Annotated in this window: 16 protein-coding genes; 5 read left to right on the top strand and 11 right to left on the bottom strand. The window is 60.6% G+C overall.

What is annotated here, in order from left to right; genetic code table 11:
* From ACYQ1A_RS17475 to ACYQ1A_RS17510, 8 genes are all read right to left on the bottom strand, one after another.
* On the bottom strand, positions 1-1,290 hold the full coding sequence (locus tag ACYQ1A_RS17475; RefSeq protein WP_499363955.1) for an RraA family protein: 1,290 nt from the start codon (positions 1,288-1,290) through the stop codon (positions 1-3).
* Positions 1,291-1,362: 72 nt separating this feature from the next.
* Positions 1,363-2,625, bottom strand: coding sequence for an ABC transporter ATP-binding protein (locus tag ACYQ1A_RS17480; RefSeq protein ID WP_499363956.1), 1,263 nt, complete (start codon positions 2,623-2,625; stop codon positions 1,363-1,365).
* Complete coding sequence (locus ACYQ1A_RS17485; RefSeq protein ID WP_499363957.1) at positions 2,615-3,433, bottom strand: ABC transporter permease; 819 nt, start codon at positions 3,431-3,433, stop codon at positions 2,615-2,617. Before ACYQ1A_RS17485 ends, ACYQ1A_RS17480 begins: the two co-directional genes overlap by 11 nt.
* A complete protein-coding gene (gene rfbC / locus ACYQ1A_RS17490; RefSeq protein WP_499363958.1) occupies positions 3,433-3,978 on the bottom strand; it encodes a dTDP-4-dehydrorhamnose 3,5-epimerase in 546 nt (181 codons plus the stop codon). The genes ACYQ1A_RS17485 and rfbC overlap by 1 nt, the downstream gene beginning before the upstream one ends.
* On the bottom strand, positions 3,978-4,859 hold the full coding sequence (gene rfbA / locus ACYQ1A_RS17495) for a glucose-1-phosphate thymidylyltransferase RfbA (protein WP_499363960.1): 882 nt from the start codon (positions 4,857-4,859) through the stop codon (positions 3,978-3,980). Before rfbA ends, rfbC begins: the two co-directional genes overlap by 1 nt.
* Before the next feature lie 18 nt (positions 4,860-4,877).
* Positions 4,878-5,792 (bottom strand): dTDP-4-dehydrorhamnose reductase, encoded by a 915-nt coding sequence (rfbD, locus tag ACYQ1A_RS17500; protein ID WP_499363962.1) that lies wholly within the window; start codon positions 5,790-5,792, stop codon positions 4,878-4,880.
* Positions 5,782-6,840 carry a dTDP-glucose 4,6-dehydratase gene (gene rfbB / locus ACYQ1A_RS17505; protein WP_499363963.1) on the bottom strand — a complete coding sequence of 353 codons (1,059 nt, stop codon included), beginning with the start codon at positions 6,838-6,840 and terminating at the stop codon, positions 5,782-5,784. The genes rfbD and rfbB overlap by 11 nt, the downstream gene beginning before the upstream one ends.
* A 222-nt stretch (positions 6,841-7,062) precedes the next feature.
* Entirely contained in the window at positions 7,063-7,677 is a 615-nt protein-coding gene (locus tag ACYQ1A_RS17510; RefSeq protein ID WP_499363965.1) for a TetR/AcrR family transcriptional regulator, read from the bottom strand.
* A 96-nt stretch (positions 7,678-7,773) separates the two neighbouring features.
* On the opposite strand from ACYQ1A_RS17510, the gene ACYQ1A_RS17515 reads away from it, so the two are divergent.
* A complete protein-coding gene (locus ACYQ1A_RS17515) occupies positions 7,774-8,337 on the top strand; it encodes a hydrolase (RefSeq protein WP_499363967.1) in 564 nt (187 codons plus the stop codon).
* A gap of 148 nt (positions 8,338-8,485) precedes the next feature.
* Positions 8,486-9,691, top strand: a complete 1,206-nt coding sequence (locus ACYQ1A_RS17520) for an MFS transporter (protein ID WP_499363969.1) — start codon at positions 8,486-8,488, stop codon at positions 9,689-9,691.
* Positions 9,692-9,764: 73 nt separating this feature from the next.
* Here ACYQ1A_RS17520 and hemB read toward each other — a convergent pair whose 3' ends face one another.
* Together hemB and ACYQ1A_RS17530 are read right to left on the bottom strand one after the other, a co-directional pair.
* Positions 9,765-10,769, bottom strand: a complete 1,005-nt coding sequence (gene hemB, locus ACYQ1A_RS17525) for a porphobilinogen synthase (RefSeq protein ID WP_499363971.1) — start codon at positions 10,767-10,769, stop codon at positions 9,765-9,767.
* 27 nt (positions 10,770-10,796) lie between these two features.
* A complete protein-coding gene (locus ACYQ1A_RS17530) occupies positions 10,797-12,113 on the bottom strand; it encodes a D-amino acid dehydrogenase (RefSeq protein WP_499363972.1) in 1,317 nt (438 codons plus the stop codon).
* A gap of 116 nt (positions 12,114-12,229) precedes the next feature.
* Between ACYQ1A_RS17530 and ACYQ1A_RS17535 the strand changes: the two genes are divergently transcribed.
* The 3 genes from ACYQ1A_RS17535 to ACYQ1A_RS17545 all read left to right on the top strand — a co-directional run bounded on the left by ACYQ1A_RS17535 (position 12,230) and on the right by ACYQ1A_RS17545 (position 15,157).
* Entirely contained in the window at positions 12,230-12,727 is a 498-nt protein-coding gene (locus ACYQ1A_RS17535; protein WP_499363974.1) for an Lrp/AsnC ligand binding domain-containing protein, read from the top strand.
* Between the two features lie 114 nt (positions 12,728-12,841).
* Entirely contained in the window at positions 12,842-14,650 is a 1,809-nt protein-coding gene (locus ACYQ1A_RS17540) for an aminopeptidase P family protein (RefSeq protein ID WP_499363976.1), read from the top strand.
* A gap of 93 nt (positions 14,651-14,743) precedes the next feature.
* Positions 14,744-15,157 carry an NUDIX hydrolase gene (locus tag ACYQ1A_RS17545; RefSeq protein WP_062223530.1) on the top strand — a complete coding sequence of 138 codons (414 nt, stop codon included), beginning with the start codon at positions 14,744-14,746 and terminating at the stop codon, positions 15,155-15,157.
* On the opposite strand, the gene ACYQ1A_RS17550 is transcribed toward ACYQ1A_RS17545, so the two are convergent.
* The gene (locus tag ACYQ1A_RS17550; protein WP_499363978.1) at positions 15,158-16,360 is read right to left on the bottom strand and encodes an ammonium transporter; all 1,203 of its coding nucleotides are present in this window, start codon (positions 16,358-16,360) and stop codon (positions 15,158-15,160) included.
* Positions 16,361-16,575 lie beyond the last annotated feature (215 nt).

Below are 16,575 nucleotides of genomic sequence, written 5' to 3' on the forward strand. Positions count from 1 at the left end.
TCAGAATTCCCCGTGACGGGTAAAAATTTCTTTGGGCGCAATACCTAGCGCAACCGCCATACCCACCCGCCATTCTTTTTCGATGCCTTTGAGCGCCAGATCCTTGATCTCAGGCCAGAGCTGCTCAGGAATCGCCACCACGCCATCGCCGTCGGCGAAAATGAAATCGCCATTCTTGACCGTGACGTTGCCGATGGTGATCGGCATGTTCATCGCGCGCGTCGTGCCTTCAAATTTGATGTCCACGCAATAATGGCCGCGTGCAAACACCGGAAAATCGAGCTTGGCGACATCGTATTTGTCGCGGGTAACACCATCCACCACGGCGCCTACCGCGCCCGCGCGCATGGCGAGCTGGGCGTTCAGGTTGCCGAAGTAAGCATGATCAGGCACCCGGTTTTCCACCATGATCACATCGCCCGGACGCACAAACTGATAAGTGTCGAGCGCGTCATAAATGCCCTGCCACGATTCGTTCTCGTTGGGACGATCCAGCAGCAAGGTTTTGGCCCGCCCAAAAAAGCGCCCGCCACCCATGATTTCTTTGGGCAGCACAAAGTTGTGCCCCATTTCACGCGTGATATCGGCCAGCATCGACGAAGTCAGATACGGAAACAGCGCGCCCAACGCCAGGTTTTCGCGCGCACGCGCGCCCGCTGCGATGGTTTCGGCCAGTTGTAGATCTTCAGGCCAGTTCACGTCCACGACTTCGGTGGGGTTCAGCACAAACATCAGCGGTTTGCTGCCAAAGCGCTTGCCCGAGGTCAGCACCGAGGCACGCACGATGTAGAGCGACATGGCCTCGATGGTGACCGCCGGCAGGTCCACGCTGTTAGGAATGCGGCCGCGGCCGTACTCCGGATTGCCGTCTTTCCAGGTGTACTGTTTGCCCTGGGTGACCGCGACCAGCGAGTCGTGCTCCGGGCTAGCCAGCAGGGCGTCTATCGCACGGTTAAGCGTATCGGCATCGACAAAGGGCGCAGTACACAAGGCCTGCACATACAAGTCGGCCGTGCGCTGGCTGCATTCCCAGGCAAACAGTTCGTGCCCATCGGTGGCGTTGCTGGCCAGATCGGCGGGGCGCTGCAGGCGGCTGACCGGCAAATCAGAGGCAAGGTGTGCGATCTCATCGCTGTCGGTATCCAGCACGACCTCGGTAATCCGGTCACACTGCAACAGCTGGCGCAGCTTGCGCTTGAACAGATACTCGCCGTCCAGTACGCGCAGATTCTTGTTCTGAATACGGTCGCTCGACCCTTTGGCCGGCACGAAGGCAATGATATTGACCACTCTGATCTCCACAAAATGAGGCAAAACCGGGGCGACCGCCGCGCGCGGTCTTAACCCTCATGTAGTGCTGAACTACGCCGGAGTGACCGGTTTTAATTCGATATTTGCCGGTGAGTATACGTAACCAAGCACCTGGCGTTTTGACACAACGGTAAGTTTTCGTATCGGCCAACGCTGGTCAAGTTCGATGCGATTGCCCGAGATATCGGCCAGGCCGATATACAGAAAATATTCGCCCGCAGGCACGTTCAAAACAAACCGATAAGCCAGTGTATGTTTGCCCGGGCTTAATGCCAGATCTATCCCGGCATACAGGTTGTTATCGCCCCAGACGTCTACGCCGGCCTTGTTTTTCAAGGTAAAACCACTCACCACGCGCGCAAACGATTTATGGCTGTGGATGGTGGCGCGAATTTCCAGCACATCACCCGCCTGGTAGACCTGGCGTGGTTTGCCATCATCGCCCAGAAAATCTACGCCAAGATATTCAGCTTCACGCGTACCCAGCCGGGTTTCGCTGATGCCCTGCAGCTCGGCCTGATAATCGACCGTGACCTGGGGCACCACTTGTGCCGGTGTTGCCACCGGCGCCACGCCCGCGCGGGTCAGGGTTTCATATTGTTTGACCACCGCGAGTGGGTCATCACTGTCCACCAGCAACTGACCATGGTCGAGCAGTATGGCCCGGTCGCACAGCCGGATGATGCTGCCGGTGTCATGCGACACAAACAAAATGGTGACGCCACGCTCCTGCAGCTCGCGCATACGCAACATGCATTTGAGCTGAAAACCGGCATCGCCCACGGCCAGCGCCTCGTCCACGATCAGAATGTCCGGATCGACTTGCACCTGCACGGCAAACGCCAGCCGCACCATCATCCCGCTGGAATAAGTCTTGACCGGCTGATCGATAAAATCACCGATATCGGCAAATTCGGCGATGGCATCGTAGCGGGCGGTAATTTCCTGGCGGCTCATGCCCAGCAAATTGCCATACATGAACACATTTTCGCGCCCGGTAAAGTCCGGGTTAAACCCCGAGCCCAGTTCGAGCAAGGCGGCGATGCGGCCATGCGCGCTGATCTGGCCCATGGTTGGATTAAGCGTGCCGCAGATCATTTGCAGCAGCGTGGATTTACCGCTGCCGTTGCGCCCGAGGATGCCGACGGTCTCGCCTTTGCCGATCTGGAACGACACGCCATTAACGGCCCAGAACTCGCGAAAAAACTGCTTACGGCCGCGCGCCAGCATCTGCAGCAGGCGATCGCGCGGGCGTTCATAAATGTGATAGCACTTGCCGACGTTCTCGACCTTGATGGCGGGTTCAGAGGACATCTGCAAATCCTTTTCTGGTTTTCTGAAACCAGGCAAAACCGATACACGCCACTACCACGGCCGCCACATACTGCACGGCCAGCATCGACCACGCGGGCCCCTGGCCCCACAGCATGACGTTGCGCGCTTGCTCGATGATAGGCACCAGCGGGTTCAGGTTGAGCAACGCGCGGTATTCAGGCGGCAAAGAAGATGCCGGATAAAAAATCGGCGACATGAACATCAAGACCGTGGTCAGCAAGGCCGTCACCTGGGCGATATCGCGCAAATAAACACCCAAAGCCGCCAACGCCCAGGAGACACCCAGCGTAAACAGCAGCAAGGGCGCAATCACCAGCGGCAGCAACCAGATGGTGGCGGGCGGAATACCACGGCAAATCAAGTAGAAAAACAGCCACACCACAAAGCTGATCAACATATGAAAAAAGGCGGCGCCCAGGCTTACCCAGGGCAGCATTTCCAGCGGAAAGATCACCTTCTTCACATAGTTGGGGTTGGCCAGCACCAGGGTTGGGGCGCGGTTGATGCACTCGGCAAACAGGTTGAACACCATCAGCCCGGCAAACAGGATCAGGGCGAATTCTGATTTCGCGCCGCTGGCACCGCTCCAGCGCGCTTTGAACACTTCGCTGAAGACAAAGGTGTAGACCGAGAGCATGAACACCGGATTAAAAAACGACCACAACAAGCCCATCGCGGAACCGCGATAACGGCCGACGACCTCGCGCTGGATCAACGCCCCGACCAGCCCCCGGTGCCGCCAGAGCCCACGCGGCAACTCAAGGGGTGACGCCGAAAATTGCAGCATTACGCAAACACCTCGGCGTTTTGCCACAGTGCGGCAGCGGCATCTTTCGCCGACAACGCCGGCGCCCCGTCCAGCGGCCAGTTGATGGCCAGCGTCGGGTCCGACCACAGCACACTGCGTTCGTGTTCTTTAAACCAGTAATCCGTGGTCTTGTACAAGAACTCGGCGTAATCCGAGGTCACCACAAAACCATGTGCAAAGCCTTCCGGCACCCACAGCTGGCGTTTGTTTTCCGCGCTCAGCGTCACACCCACCCACTGACCAAAGGTGGCCGAGGATTGACGCATATCGACGGCCACGTCGTAGACCTCGCCCGCCACTACGCGCACCAGTTTGCCTTGCGGATGTTCAATCTGATAATGCAGCCCACGCAGTACGCCACGGGCGGAGCGCGAGTGGTTGTCTTGCACAAACTGCACCGGGCGGCCAATGGCGGCATCAAAGCGTTGTTGGTTGAAACTTTCGTAGAAGAAACCACGGTCGTCGCCGAACACTTGCGGTTCGATGATCTTGACGTCCGGGATGGCGGTGTCGATCACGTTCATTAAAAAACCTTTTCCTTGAGCATGCGCAGCAGGTACTGGCCGTAGCCGTTTTTCTTGAGGGGTTGCGCCAGGCGTTCGATCTCGGCGGCGCTCACCCAGCCCGAGCGAAAGGCGATTTCTTCCGGGCAGCACACTTTGAGGCCCTGGCGGTCTTCGATGGTATGAATGAACTGGCTGGCTTCCAGCATCGATTCATGCGTGCCGGTGTCCAGCCAGGCGTAGCCACGGCCCATGGTCTGCACATCGAGCTGGCCCGCGCTCAGATACGCCGCGTTGACGTCGGTGATTTCCAGCTCGCCGCGCGGTGACGGTTTGATCGATTTGGCAATCTCCACGACTTTGTTGTCATAGAAATACAAACCAGTCACCGCGTAGTTGGATTTGGGCTCGGCGGGCTTTTCTTCCAGGCTGAGCGCATGGCCTTCGGCGTCAAATTCCACCACGCCGTAGCGTTCCGGATCATGCACACGATAGGCAAAGACCGTAGCGCCCGACGGTTTGGCGGCGGCGTTTTGCAGCAGCTCGGCAAAGTCGTGGCCGTAGAAAATATTGTCGCCCAGCACCAGTGCGCAGTCGTCATCGCCGATGAACTGTTCGCCAATGATAAACGCCTGCGCCAGGCCGTCCGGGCTGGCCTGCACCGCGTACTGCAGCCGGATGCCCCACTGGCTGCCGTCGCCCAGCAATTGTTCAAAGCGCGGCGTGTCTTGCGGGGTGGAGATCACCAGAATTTCACGGATACCCGCCAGCATCAGCGCGCTGAGCGGGTAATAAATCATCGGTTTGTCATAGATGGGCAGCAGTTGTTTTGATACCGCCAGGGTGGCCGGATACAGGCGGGTGCCGGAGCCGCCAGCCAGGATAATGCCTTTACGATTCATCGTCTTGTTCCTTGAGCGTTAGCGACGCAGCAACAGCGTCAGCACCTGTTCCACGCCTTGTTGCCACGGCGGCAGCGTCAGGCCAAAGGTCTCGCGCAGCCGCGTGGTATCCAGCCGTGAATTAGCGGGCCGCGGCGCGGGTAGCGGGTAGGCGCTGGTCGGGATGGCTTCAATCCGCTCGGGCGTGGCTTTGAGCGTCACACCCGCCTGTTGCGCCATTTCGGCCACATGGCGGGCATAGCCATGCCAGCTGGTTTCGCCAGCGGCTGCAAGGTGATAGGTGCCATACGGATACGCCGCCGGTTCTTCGGCATGCAGATATTGCGCCACCAGCTGCGCCGTCACGTCGGCGATCAGGCTGGCCGCCGTCGGGGCGCCGATCTGGTCGGCGACAATCTTGAGCGCGTCGCGCTCCTGCACCAGACGTAACGCCGTCTTCAGAAAATTGGCGCCGTGCGCGCCATACACCCAACTGGTGCGCAGGATCAGATGGCGGGCGTGGGCGGCGCGGATGGCTGCTTCGCCAGCCAGCTTGGTCTGGCCATACACCGAACGCGGCGCGGTGGCCGCGTCTTCGGCATAGGGCTCGCTCTGGTCGTCGCCCGCAAACACATAATCGGTGGAGTAATGCACCAGCAGCGCATTCAGCTTTGCCGCTTCTTCGGCCAGCACGCCGGGCGCGCTGCCATTGATGGCTTGCGCGGCCGCCTGATCGGTTTCGGCTTTGTCGACGGCGGTATAGGCCGCCGGATTGACGATCACATCAGGCTGCAAGCGCTGGATAAGGGCGCGCAAAGCCTCCGGCTGCGACAGATCGCACTCGTGGCGATCCAGCGCCACCACCTGGCCGAGTACGGCCAGACTGCGTTGCAGTTCAAAACCCACCTGGCCCGTCTTGCCGGTGACCAGAATCAGAGGCAGATCACTGGCCATATTGTTGCGCCACCCAGTCGCGATACGCGCCGCTGCTTACGTTGTTCACCCAGTCCTGGTGGTCCAGATACCACTGCACGGTTTTGCGGATGCCGGTTTCAAACGTCTCGGCCGGTTTCCAGCCCAGTTCGCGTTCCAGCTTGCGCGCATCAATGGCATAGCGCCGGTCATGGCCGGGGCGGTCTTGCACATAGGTAATCTGGCTGGCATAGGCCGCACCATCAGCGCGCGGTTTGATCTGGTCCAGGATGGAACAAATGGTGTTGACCACATCAAGATTGGCTTTTTCATTCCAGCCACCCACGTTGTAGGTCTCGCCCAGCCTGCCGTCTTGCAGCACGCGGCGGATGGCGGAGCAATGGTCTTTGACGTACAGCCAGTCGCGGATTTGCTGGCCATCGCCATAAATCGGCAGCGGCTTGCCCGCCAGCGCATTCAGGATGACCAGCGGGATCAGCTTTTCCGGAAAGTGATACGGGCCGTAGTTGTTGGAGCAATTGGTGGTCAACACCGGCAGCCCGTAGGTGTGGTGCCAGGCGCGGACCAGGTGGTCGGACGCGGCCTTGGACGCGGAGTACGGGCTGTTGGGTTCGTAGCGGTTGGTTTCGGCGAACGGGGCGTCGGTAGCGCTCAGCGTGCCATACACCTCATCCGTAGAGACATGCAGAAAGCGGAAGGCGGCTTTGTCGTCGGCGGGCAGATCAGTCCAGTACGCGCGCACGGCTTCCAGCAGATTGAAGGTGCCCACCACATTGGTCTGGATAAATTCGCCGGGGCCACTGATGGAGCGGTCGACATGCGATTCGGCCGCAAAGTTGATCACGGCACGCGGACGATGTTCGGCCAGCAGCTGGCCAAGTACGGCGCGGTCGCCGATATCCGCGCGGACAAAAACATGCCCCGGATGGCCGTCCAGCGATTTGAGCGTGTCGGTGTTTCCGGCGTACGTGAGCTTGTCGACGTTGATGACGGGCTCGTCGCTTTGCGCAAGCCAGTCCAGCACGAAATTGCCGCCGATAAAGCCGGCACCACCAGTCACCAGAATCATTTGTTTACTCTAACCATAAGAAAAGTAAGTAGGGGTGCGCAAGAGCACCGCCCGGTCTGTATCAGGCTGTTGCAGCATTGCTGAAACCTTGACGCGCATTATTGTCTCAGAAGGCCCAGCGGCTTCATAGCTGCCAACTACAGCAATCGCCGGGCCACGGGCGCCATGCGGGCCAGCCGCCGTGCCGACCGCCGCGCCGCCAGCCCGCTTTTTGTCGACAAATCAAGCACTGGCGGGCAATTGCGCAGCCAGGTAGAGCGCCAGCATCTGTTGCAGTTGTGCCAACACGGCGGGGCGCTGCGGCAGGTCGGCTTCGTTATTGAGCGCCACTGCCGTCTTCATGGTCTGTAATACCACGATAGCCATTGCCTCCAGCTGTTGTGCGTCAAAGCCCGGGGCATGCGGTCGTAAGATTTCTGCCACGTAACGGCGCATATGTATACGCACGCCGGTGGCTTGTAAGGCTGGGCCACGACCACTTTCGGCCAGTACACCAAAGGCGGGATGATCGGCCCGAAAGCGCAGCAACGCGGGAAACAGTTCGCTGGCCAGTTGCCCCACCGTCCAGCCGGGCGATGCGTCCTGCAGGGCCTGCATACGTTGATACAAAGCTTCGGCATGGCGCGCCAGCACCGCATCGGCCACGTGTTCTTTGGTCGGAAAGTACTGGTACAGCGATCCGATTGACGCGCCAGCGCGGGCGGCAATCTCGGTCATGGTGGCGGCATCAAAGCCGTCCTGGGCAAAGACTTGCTGGGCTGCATCCAGCAAGGCGGCCACGCGCAAGCGGCCTTTTTCGCGCTGCGGCTGCCTGACCATTGCATTTTGTGAGGACATCCTCATATACTCCGCGTTTGTGAGTTCACCCTCACAAATCTTGTCTAATGTTCAATCCGCTGCCCATGGGCCAGCCCCTATTCTGAGGCCGAAATCATGAATATCGATGCAAAAACCACCGCGCTCGTCCTGATTGATCTGCAAGACGGCATTCTGCCTTATGCAGGTGCCCATCCGGCCAGCCAGGTGCTGGATTTGTCCAATCAACTGGCACAACGTTTCCGTGCTGCCGGTGCGCCGGTGGTGCGCGTGCGCGTGGGCTGGAGCGAAGATTATGCCGAAGCGCTCAAGCAACCGGTGGATAGCGCCGCTGGCGGTGGCGCACTGCCCGCTAACTGGTGGGATATTCCGGCGCAACTGGAAACCGGGCCCAAGGACATCCTGATCACCAAACGCCAATGGGGCGCCTTCTACGGCACCGATCTGGAACTGCAACTGCGCCGCCGCGGCATCACCACCATCGTGCTGGCCGGTATCGCCACCAATATCGGCGTGGAATCCACCGCGCGCACCGCGTGGGAGCTGGGCTTTGGCATCGTACTGGCCGAAGACGCCTGCAGCGGTCCGACCATGGACATGCACCAGTTCGCCATCAAGAACATCTTTCCGCGCATTAGCCGCGTGCGCAGTACCGCGGAAATTCTTGCCGCTTTTGCCTGATCCATATGGCGTTGACCCGTGCGGCGCCCCGTGGCGCCGCATTGCGTAAAGCTCGGTTTGACCGCCCGGTCAACATGACAAGCCCGGCCATCGCGCCGTAACGCCTGGCCGGGCATACTCCCGCCTCAGACTTAGCCGAAGGTGAGAGATGCCCCCCCGTACCCACGCCCCCCTGACGCCCGCGCTGGTTGCGCTGATGGCGTTTACCACCGGCCTGGCCGTGGCCAGCAATTACTATGCGCAGCCCTTGCTGCATACGCTGGCGCTCCATTTCAATGTCTCTGCCGCCCATGTCGGGCTGATCGTCACCGTCGCCCAACTCAGCTACGCCACCGGCCTGATGTTGCTGGTGCCGCTGGGCGACTTGCTGGAACGACGCCGCATGATCGTCACCATGCTGCTGCTGTCGGCGTGCGGACTATTGCTGACCGCCAGCGCACAGTCGCTGGGATTGATCTTGTTGGGCACCGGCGTCACCGCGCTGTTTTCGGTGGTGGCGCAAGTCTTGTTGCCTTTGGCGGCGACGATGGCGCAACCACACGAACGCGGCAAAGTGGTCGGCAGCATCATGAGCGGGTTGCTGCTGGGGATTTTGCTGGCGCGTACGGTCGCGGGTACCTTGTCGGCGTTGGGTGACTGGCGCACCGTGTATTGGTGCGCGGCCGGGCTGATGCTGCTGACGGCAGGCGTGATGCGTTATCGCTTGCCACGCAGTCAGCAACATCTGGGCCTGAGCTATCCGGCGCTGCTCGGCTCGGTGCTGCAGTTGTTTGTGCAGGAACCCGTCTTCCGCCTGCGTGCCCTGCTGGGCGCCCTCAGCTTTAGCGTGTTCAGCGTGCTGTGGACTTCGATGGCGTTTTTGCTATCCAGCCCGCCGTGGCATTTCAGCGATGGCACCATCGGATTATTTGGCCTGGCCGGTGCGGCCGGCGCCCTGGCCGCCAATGGCGCCGGGCGGCTGGCCGACAAAGGCCAGGCGCAACGGGTCACCACCGGCGGCTGGGTCTTGCTGGGGCTGGCATGGCTCCCTTTGGCATTTGCCCAGCAATCGCTGGTGGCGCTGGTGCTTGGCATACTGGTGCTTGATCTGGCCGCGCAAGCGGTGCATGTGACCAACCAGAGCATGATTTACCGGCTGCGCCCGGACGCGCGTAACCGGCTTACGGCCGGCTATATGACCAGCTATTTTATCGGCGGCGCCAGCGGTTCTTTGCTGTCGGCCAGCGCGTTTAATCTGGCGGGCTGGAATGGCGTGGTGGGCGTTGGCGCGGGGCTGAGTGTGATGGGCTGGCTGGTATGGCTGGTGGGCAGCCGCCGCGTGCCGGCGCAGGGTCAGCATCACCATACCCATTAATCGCCTCCGCACGGCGCAATAAAAAACGGGGCACACGCCCCGTTTTTTTCAGACCTTTGCGGCGGCAAGCGCTTTACTGGTCTTTTAACCAGCGCGCGGCATCAATCGCAAAATAAGTCAGGATGCCATCGGCCCCTGCGCGCTTGAACGCCAGCAGCGTTTCCAGCACCACTTTCTTCTCATCCAGCCAGCCGTTTTGCACGGCGGCCTTGATCATCGCGTATTCGCCTGACACCTGATAGGCATAAGTGGGCACGCCAAACTCGTCTTTGACCCGGCGCACGATATCCAGGTACGGCAAGCCCGGCTTGATCATGACCATGTCGGCGCCCTCGGTCAGATCCAGCGCCACTTCATGCAGCGCTTCGTTGCCGTTGGCCGGGTCCATTTGATAGGTGTATTTGTCGGCCTTGCCCAGATTGGCGGAAGAGCCCACCGCATCCCGGAACGGGCCATAGAAGGCCGAAGCGTACTTGGCGGAATACGCCAGTATGCGCGTCAGTTCAAAGCCCGCTGCATCCAGTGCCTGGCGGATCGAGCCATTGCGGCCATCCATCATGTCGCTCGGGGCAACCACGTCGACACCCGCAGCCGCATGGCACAGCGCCTGTTTGATCAGCGCCTCAACGGTCGCTTCGTTCAGCACATAGCCGCTGTCATCGATAATGCCGTCCTGGCCGTGCGTGGTGTAGGGGTCAAGCGCGCCGTCGGTAATCACACCCAGCTGCGGAAACGCCTGCTTGAGCGCACGCACGGTGCGCGGCACCAGACCATCGGGGTTCCATGCTTCCGCGCCATCCAGGCTTTTGAGCGGGCCATCGATAACCGGAAACAGCGCCAACGCCGGTATCCCCAGCGCCACGGCTTCGGCAGCCGTCTTCAGCAGCAAATCAATGGACTGGCGTTTGACGCCGGGCATCGACGTCACTTCTTCTTCGCGGTTGTCGCCGTCCAGTACAAACACCGGCAGGATAAAGTCGTTGGCGGTCAAAACATGTTCACGCATCAAACGACGCGAGAAATCATCACGCCGCATGCGGCGCATACGAGTAGCAGGAAACTGACGCAGAAAGCTCATGGGATCAACTTTGCAGGATGGAAAAAATCAATCTGCCCATTTTATCCGGGCTGGTTGAGATTTGCCTTCCGGAATACGGGCCAGGCTACGACCGTAACGCGCCAGACCAAGTTCACTGGCATCGATTTCCGGTTGTCGCGCCAGCACACAATCGGCAATGACCCTGGCGCTGCCACAGGCCATGGTCCAGCCCAAGGTGCCGTGCCCGGCATTGATAAACAGATTGTCATAGGCCGTGGCGCCGACCACGGGCGTGCCATCGGGGGTCATCGGGCGCAGGCCGGTCCAGGCGCTGGCCTGGTCGAGCGGGCCAGCGGTGGGAAACAGATCATGGCTCACCATCTTGAGCGTGCCGATGCGCGACGCCGCCAGCCGCTTGTCAAAGCCCGCCACTTCGGCCATGCCGCCGACGCGGAGCCGGTTATCAAAGCGGGTTAGCGCAATCTTGTAGGTCTCATCCAGCACGGTCGAACGCGGCGCGCCGTCCGGATTGCTCAGCGGCACCGTAAGCGAATAGCCCTTGACCGGGTAAATTGGCAGATCCAGCCCCAACGGCAGCGCCAGGGCGCGCGCGGCACAGCCCGTCGCCAGCACGATTGCATCGGCCTTCAGCACTTCGCCGTTGCGCAATTCCACACACGCAATGCGCTCGCCATGCGCCACCAGCCGCTCCACATCCACGCCGTAACGGAAATTGACGCCATCACGCGCGGCACGCGCCGCCAGGCGTTCGGTAAACAGTTTGCAATCGCCGGTTTCGTCATTCGGCAAACGCAACGCGCCTGTCAGCTTGTGCGCGACTTGTGCGAGAGCAGGTTCCACGTCGACCACGCCAGCGGTATCCAGCACGTCATGCGCCACGCCCATTTGCGCCAGCAACGCCGCATCGCGCTGCCCGCCCAGCAATTGTTTGTCGGTACGAAAAATCTGCAGCGTGCCCAGCGCGCGTTCTTCGTAATGCAGGTCGATTTCATTGCGCAAATCGCGCAGGCAATCGCGGCTGTATTCAGCCAGCGGCACCATGCGACTCTTGTTGCGGGCGTAGGCCGCCTCGGTGCAATTGGCCAGCATGCGCGCCATCCACACCAGCTGAAACCAGCTGCCATCCGGGCGGATGCGCAAGGGCGCATGGCGCGAAACCAGCCATTTGAGCGCTTTCCACGGGATACCAGGCGCGGCCCACGGTGCGGCATACCCGGGCGAGACCTGGCCCGCGTTGGCAAAGCTGGTTTCTTCGGCCGGGGCGGGCAGTTTCTCCAGCACCGTCACATCACAGCCCGCAGCTTTCAGGTAATACGCGGTGGTTACGCCCACCACGCCTGCACCAATCACAATGACTTTCATAGAGTGGGGTCTCGCGCTTTTATGCGCATGCCATATTTATGGAGAATAGCTGCAGTATAAAAACGAACTTCCAGTGATATTCTCCATTTCATGTCGGCTAAACACGAATAAACACCATGCGCACACGTTACGAAAGCGGCCGCACACTGGACCGCGTCGATTACAAGATTTTGCGAGTCTTGCAGCAGAACGCCCGGATTCCGATTACCGAACTGGCCGAGAAAGTGGGCCTCACCGCCACGCCCTGTACCGAGCGCATCAAACGGCTGGAAGAATCCGGCGCCATACTCGGTTATCACGCGCGGCTTAACCCGCAAGTGCTGCACGCGCCGCTGCTGGTTTTTGTTGAATTGAAATTGGGCCGCAAATCGGGCGAGGTGTTCGATGACTTCCGCCGAGCGGTGGCCAGCATTCCGGAGGTGCTGGAATGCCATCTGATCTCGGGCGATTTTGATTATTTGTTGAAAGCGCGCCTGCCCGATATGAGCCACTATCGGCGCTTGCTGGGCGACATTCTGTTGCGCCTGCCCGGCGCGGCTGAATCGCGCAGCTATGTGGTGATGGAAGAAGTCAAAGAGACGCTGGCCTTGCCGCTGCCCGACCAGGCCCCCTGATCCGCCCGCCGCCAGCTACATTCTGGCCGCCACATCCAGCCGCAGCCGCCTTACAATGCGGCTTTGCCCACAAGGCGCTGTCTGCTACGCAGCCGTACCCCGGAGTCCGACCCCATGTCTACCCAGCCGCAAATCATCCAGCACCGCATCACCCAGCTTCGTGCCGCCATGGCCCAGGCGGGCGTCGACGCGGTCGTCGTCCCTTCCGCTGATCCGCATCTGTCCGAATATCTGCCCGCACGCTGGCAAGGCCGCGCGTTTTTCTCGGGTTTTGATGGTTCGGTCGGCACGCTGGTCGTTACCAAAGACTTTGCCGGTGTATGGGTGGACGGGCGTTATTGGGTACAGGCCGAAACGCAACTGGCAGATACCGGCGTCAAGCTGATGAAGCTGCTCAGCGGCCAGGCGCAGCCGCATGCGGACTGGCTGGCAGCCAATCTGCCGGCGGGTGCAACGGTTGCGGCCGATGGCGATGTGCTGGCCCTCGGGGCGGGCAAAGCGCTGGCCGGCGCGCTTAAAGAAAAAGGCATCGCGCTGCGCACCGATATCGATGTGCTCGGCGCGGCCTGGGCTGACCGCCCGACGCTGCCGTCGGCACGTGTGTATGAACATATCGGCCCGCAAGCACCGGTTTCGCGCGCCAGCAAACTGCAAGCGGTGCGTGCCGCCATGCAGAACGCGGGCGCGGACTGGCATTTTATCTCGGCGCTGGATGATATTGCCTGGCTGCTGAACCTGCGCGGTGCTGACGTCGAATACAACCCGGTCTTCCTCGCGCATGCGCTACTTAACGCCGATCAGCTGACGCTGTTTATTGGCGACGACAAGATCGATGCCGCACTGCAAGCCACACTGGCGCAGGATGGCGTAACGCTGCAACCGTACGACCAGGCCACCGCCGCCTTGCGCGCATTGCCCGCCAATGCCGTGGTGCTGGCCGATCCGGCGCGCACCACCGTCGGCATTATTGGCTCGGTACCGGCTTCGGCCCGCGTGATTGAAAAGCTCAACCCGTCGCAACTGGCCAAATCGCGCAAGACCGCCGAAGAAGCCGCCAATGTGCGCGCGACCATGGCGCAAGACGGCGCGGCGTTGTGCAATTTCTTTGCGTGGCTGGATAAGGCACTCAACGTCGAAGCGATTACCGAACTGACCATCGATGAAAAACTGTCGGCAGAACGCGCCAAACGCCCCGGTTTTGTGTCGCTCAGCTTCAGCACCATCGCCGGCTTTAATGCCAACGGCGCTTTGCCGCACTACCGTGCACTGCCCGAGGCGCATTCCGAAATCAAAGGCAACGGTCTGTTGCTGATCGATTCTGGCGGCCAATATCTGGGCGGCACCACCGACATCACTCGCGTGGTGCCGGTCGGGACGGTCAGCGCGGCGCAAAAGCGCGATTACACGCTGGTACTGAAAGGCGTGATTGCCTTGTCGAGCGCAAAGTTTCCACGCGCGATTCGCGCCGCCATGCTCGACAGCATCGCCCGCGCGCCGATGTGGGCCGCAGGCGTGGATTACAACCATGGCACCGGTCACGGCGTGGGCTATTTCATGAATGTGCACGAAGGCCCGCAAAGCATAGGCTACTTCCGCGACGCGGGGCCCGATACCGCCATGGAAGCGGGCATGATTACCTCGATCGAGCCGGGCATTTACCGGCCGCAACAATGGGGTATCCGCATCGAAAACCTGGTCCTGAACACCCCGGCTGAGAGCAACGAATTTGGCGAATTTCTGCAGTTTGAAACGCTGACACTGTGCCCGATCGATACGCGCGTCATTGACGTCAGCCTGATGCGTGCCGATGAACTGGCGTGGCTGAACGACTATCACGCCACCGTGCGTGAACGCCTGCTGCCGCTGGTAGAAGGCGCAGCGCGGGACTGGCTGCTGGAACGCACCGAGCCGCTCACCGCCTGAGGCCACGCACAGGGCGGCCACCCCCGCCCTGCCCCTGCCACGCTCTCTGCGGCGCCCGACCTGGTTCGGGCGTTGTGCTTGATGGAATGTTGGATGACCGAAACAGACTCCCGCCCACCTATCTGCATCGCGGCTGCGGTGATCAGCCGGGCCGATGGCCAGGTACTGTTGGTACGCAAACGCGGCTCGCAGGCCTTTATGCAACCAGGCGGCAAGATCGATGCGGGCGAAACCCCGCTGCAAGCGCTGTGCCGCGAACTGCAGGAAGAACTGCAGATCAGCGTGCCGCCCGATGGCCCCATCTACCTGGGTCGCTATGCGGCAGCGGCAGTCAACGAACCCGGCTTTACTGTCATCGCCGAAGCGTTCCATCTGACCTGGGCCAGCGCAGTGACCCCATCCGCCGAAATTGAAGAAGCGCGCTGGATAGACCCGGCGCATCTGGCCAGCATTACGCTGGCCCCGCTGAGCCGCGATCACATCCTGCCCGCGTGGAAGGCGGTGTAATCACCAGTTGCTTTCGCGGTCCGGCGTGGCGCTGATCTTGTGGATGGATAGATCGGCGCCGTGATATTCCTCTTCCTCATCCAGGCGGATGCCGACCAGGCGCTTGAGTACGCCGTAGACCAGATAGCCGCCGCCAAACGCCACCGTCACGGCCAGCAAGGTGCCCAGCAGCTGACTGGCGATGCTGACGCCGCCCGCTCCGCCCAGCGCGGTCTGGCCAAAGATGCCGGCCGCGATGCCGCCCCACACCCCACACAGACCGTGCAAAGGCCAGACGCCGAGTACGTCGTCGATCTTCCAGCGGTTTTGCGTCACGGTGAACAAATAGACAAAAGCAGCACCCGCAACCGCGCCGACCACCAGGCTACCGAGCGGATGCATGATGTCCGAGCCTGCACAGACGGCGACCAGGCCAGCCAGCGGGCCATTGTGGACAAAGCCGGGGTCATTCTTGCCCACCCACATTGCCGCCAGCGTGCCGCCGACCATGGCCATCAGCGAGTTGAGCGCGACCAGGCCCGAAATGCCGTCGATGCGTTGTGCGCTCATCACATTAAAACCAAACCAGCCCACCACCAGTATCCACGCGCCCAGGGCGAGGAAGGGAATCGACGACGGCGGATGCGCCGCCACACCGCCATCCTTGTGATAACGCCCTTTGCGCGGCCCCAGATGCAGCACCGCCGCCAGCGCAATCCAGCCACCCACAGCATGCACCACCACTGAACCGGCAAAGTCATGGAAGGCTGCGCCCAGATGCGCGCTCATCCATGCTTGTATGCCCAGATTACCGTTCCAGAAAATGCCCTCGATAAAGGGATAGAGAAAGCCGACCAGCACAAAGGTAGCCGCACTTTGCGGGTGAAACCGCGCGCGCTCGGCGATGCCGCCGGAAATAATCGCCGGAATGGCCGCCGCAAAGGTAAGTAGAAAAAAGAATTTGACCAGCGCATAGCCGTTGTTCTGGTTGAGCGCACTCACCGGCTGCAAAAAGTGGATGCCATAGGCGATGCCGTAGCCCACAAAGAAATACGCAATCGCAGAAATGGCGAAATCGGTGAGGATTTTGACCAGGGCATTAACCTGATTTTTTTTGCGGACGGTACCGAGTTCCAGAAAGGCAAAGCCCGCATGCATGGCCAGAATCATGATGGCGCCAAGCAGGATGAACAGCACATTGGTGCTGGATTGAAGGGTATACACAAAGAGCTCCGGGCTTTCTGCACTAAAACTGAGTGGAGTGCACCAAAAGCAATCCATATGCCAATTAACGTAAGCGCTTGTTTTATCGAAATATGAACAGCAGATTTATGCGAATCAGCACCAAATACCGCACAATGACGGTGCAAAACCCGGGGCAGCGCTGAAAATTGAGCACCAAATTAGCCACCGCATCCCAGTTGCAGTGCACGATTGCA

The organism is Silvimonas sp. JCM 19000 (assembly GCF_054652575.1).

What these genes read in the sequence shown, in the direction of transcription:
- ACYQ1A_RS17485 (WP_499363957.1), bottom strand. Translation starts at nt 3,433, where the DNA reads ATGCTGCAATTTTCGGCGTCACCCCTTGAGTTGCCGCGTGGGCTCTGG.
- rfbA (WP_499363960.1), bottom strand. Translation starts at nt 4,859, where the DNA reads ATGAATCGTAAAGGCATTATCCTGGCTGGCGGCTCCGGCACCCGCCTG.
- ACYQ1A_RS17480 (WP_499363956.1), bottom strand. Translation starts at nt 2,625, where the DNA reads ATGTCCTCTGAACCCGCCATCAAGGTCGAGAACGTCGGCAAGTGCTAT.
- ACYQ1A_RS17535 (WP_499363974.1), top strand. Translation starts at nt 12,230, where the DNA reads ATGCGCACACGTTACGAAAGCGGCCGCACACTGGACCGCGTCGATTAC.
- ACYQ1A_RS17520 (WP_499363969.1), top strand. Translation starts at nt 8,486, where the DNA reads ATGCCCCCCCGTACCCACGCCCCCCTGACGCCCGCGCTGGTTGCGCTG.
- ACYQ1A_RS17530 (WP_499363972.1), bottom strand. Translation starts at nt 12,113, where the DNA reads ATGAAAGTCATTGTGATTGGTGCAGGCGTGGTGGGCGTAACCACCGCG.
- rfbB (WP_499363963.1), bottom strand. Translation starts at nt 6,840, where the DNA reads ATGATTCTGGTGACTGGTGGTGCCGGCTTTATCGGCGGCAATTTCGTG.
- rfbC (WP_499363958.1), bottom strand. Translation starts at nt 3,978, where the DNA reads ATGAACGTGATCGACACCGCCATCCCGGACGTCAAGATCATCGAACCG.
- ACYQ1A_RS17510 (WP_499363965.1), bottom strand. Translation starts at nt 7,677, where the DNA reads ATGTCCTCACAAAATGCAATGGTCAGGCAGCCGCAGCGCGAAAAAGGC.
- ACYQ1A_RS17545 (WP_062223530.1), top strand. Translation starts at nt 14,744, where the DNA reads ATGACCGAAACAGACTCCCGCCCACCTATCTGCATCGCGGCTGCGGTG.
- ACYQ1A_RS17515 (WP_499363967.1), top strand. Translation starts at nt 7,774, where the DNA reads ATGAATATCGATGCAAAAACCACCGCGCTCGTCCTGATTGATCTGCAA.
- rfbD (WP_499363962.1), bottom strand. Translation starts at nt 5,792, where the DNA reads ATGGCCAGTGATCTGCCTCTGATTCTGGTCACCGGCAAGACGGGCCAG.
- hemB (WP_499363971.1), bottom strand. Translation starts at nt 10,769, where the DNA reads ATGAGCTTTCTGCGTCAGTTTCCTGCTACTCGTATGCGCCGCATGCGG.
- ACYQ1A_RS17540 (WP_499363976.1), top strand. Translation starts at nt 12,842, where the DNA reads ATGTCTACCCAGCCGCAAATCATCCAGCACCGCATCACCCAGCTTCGT.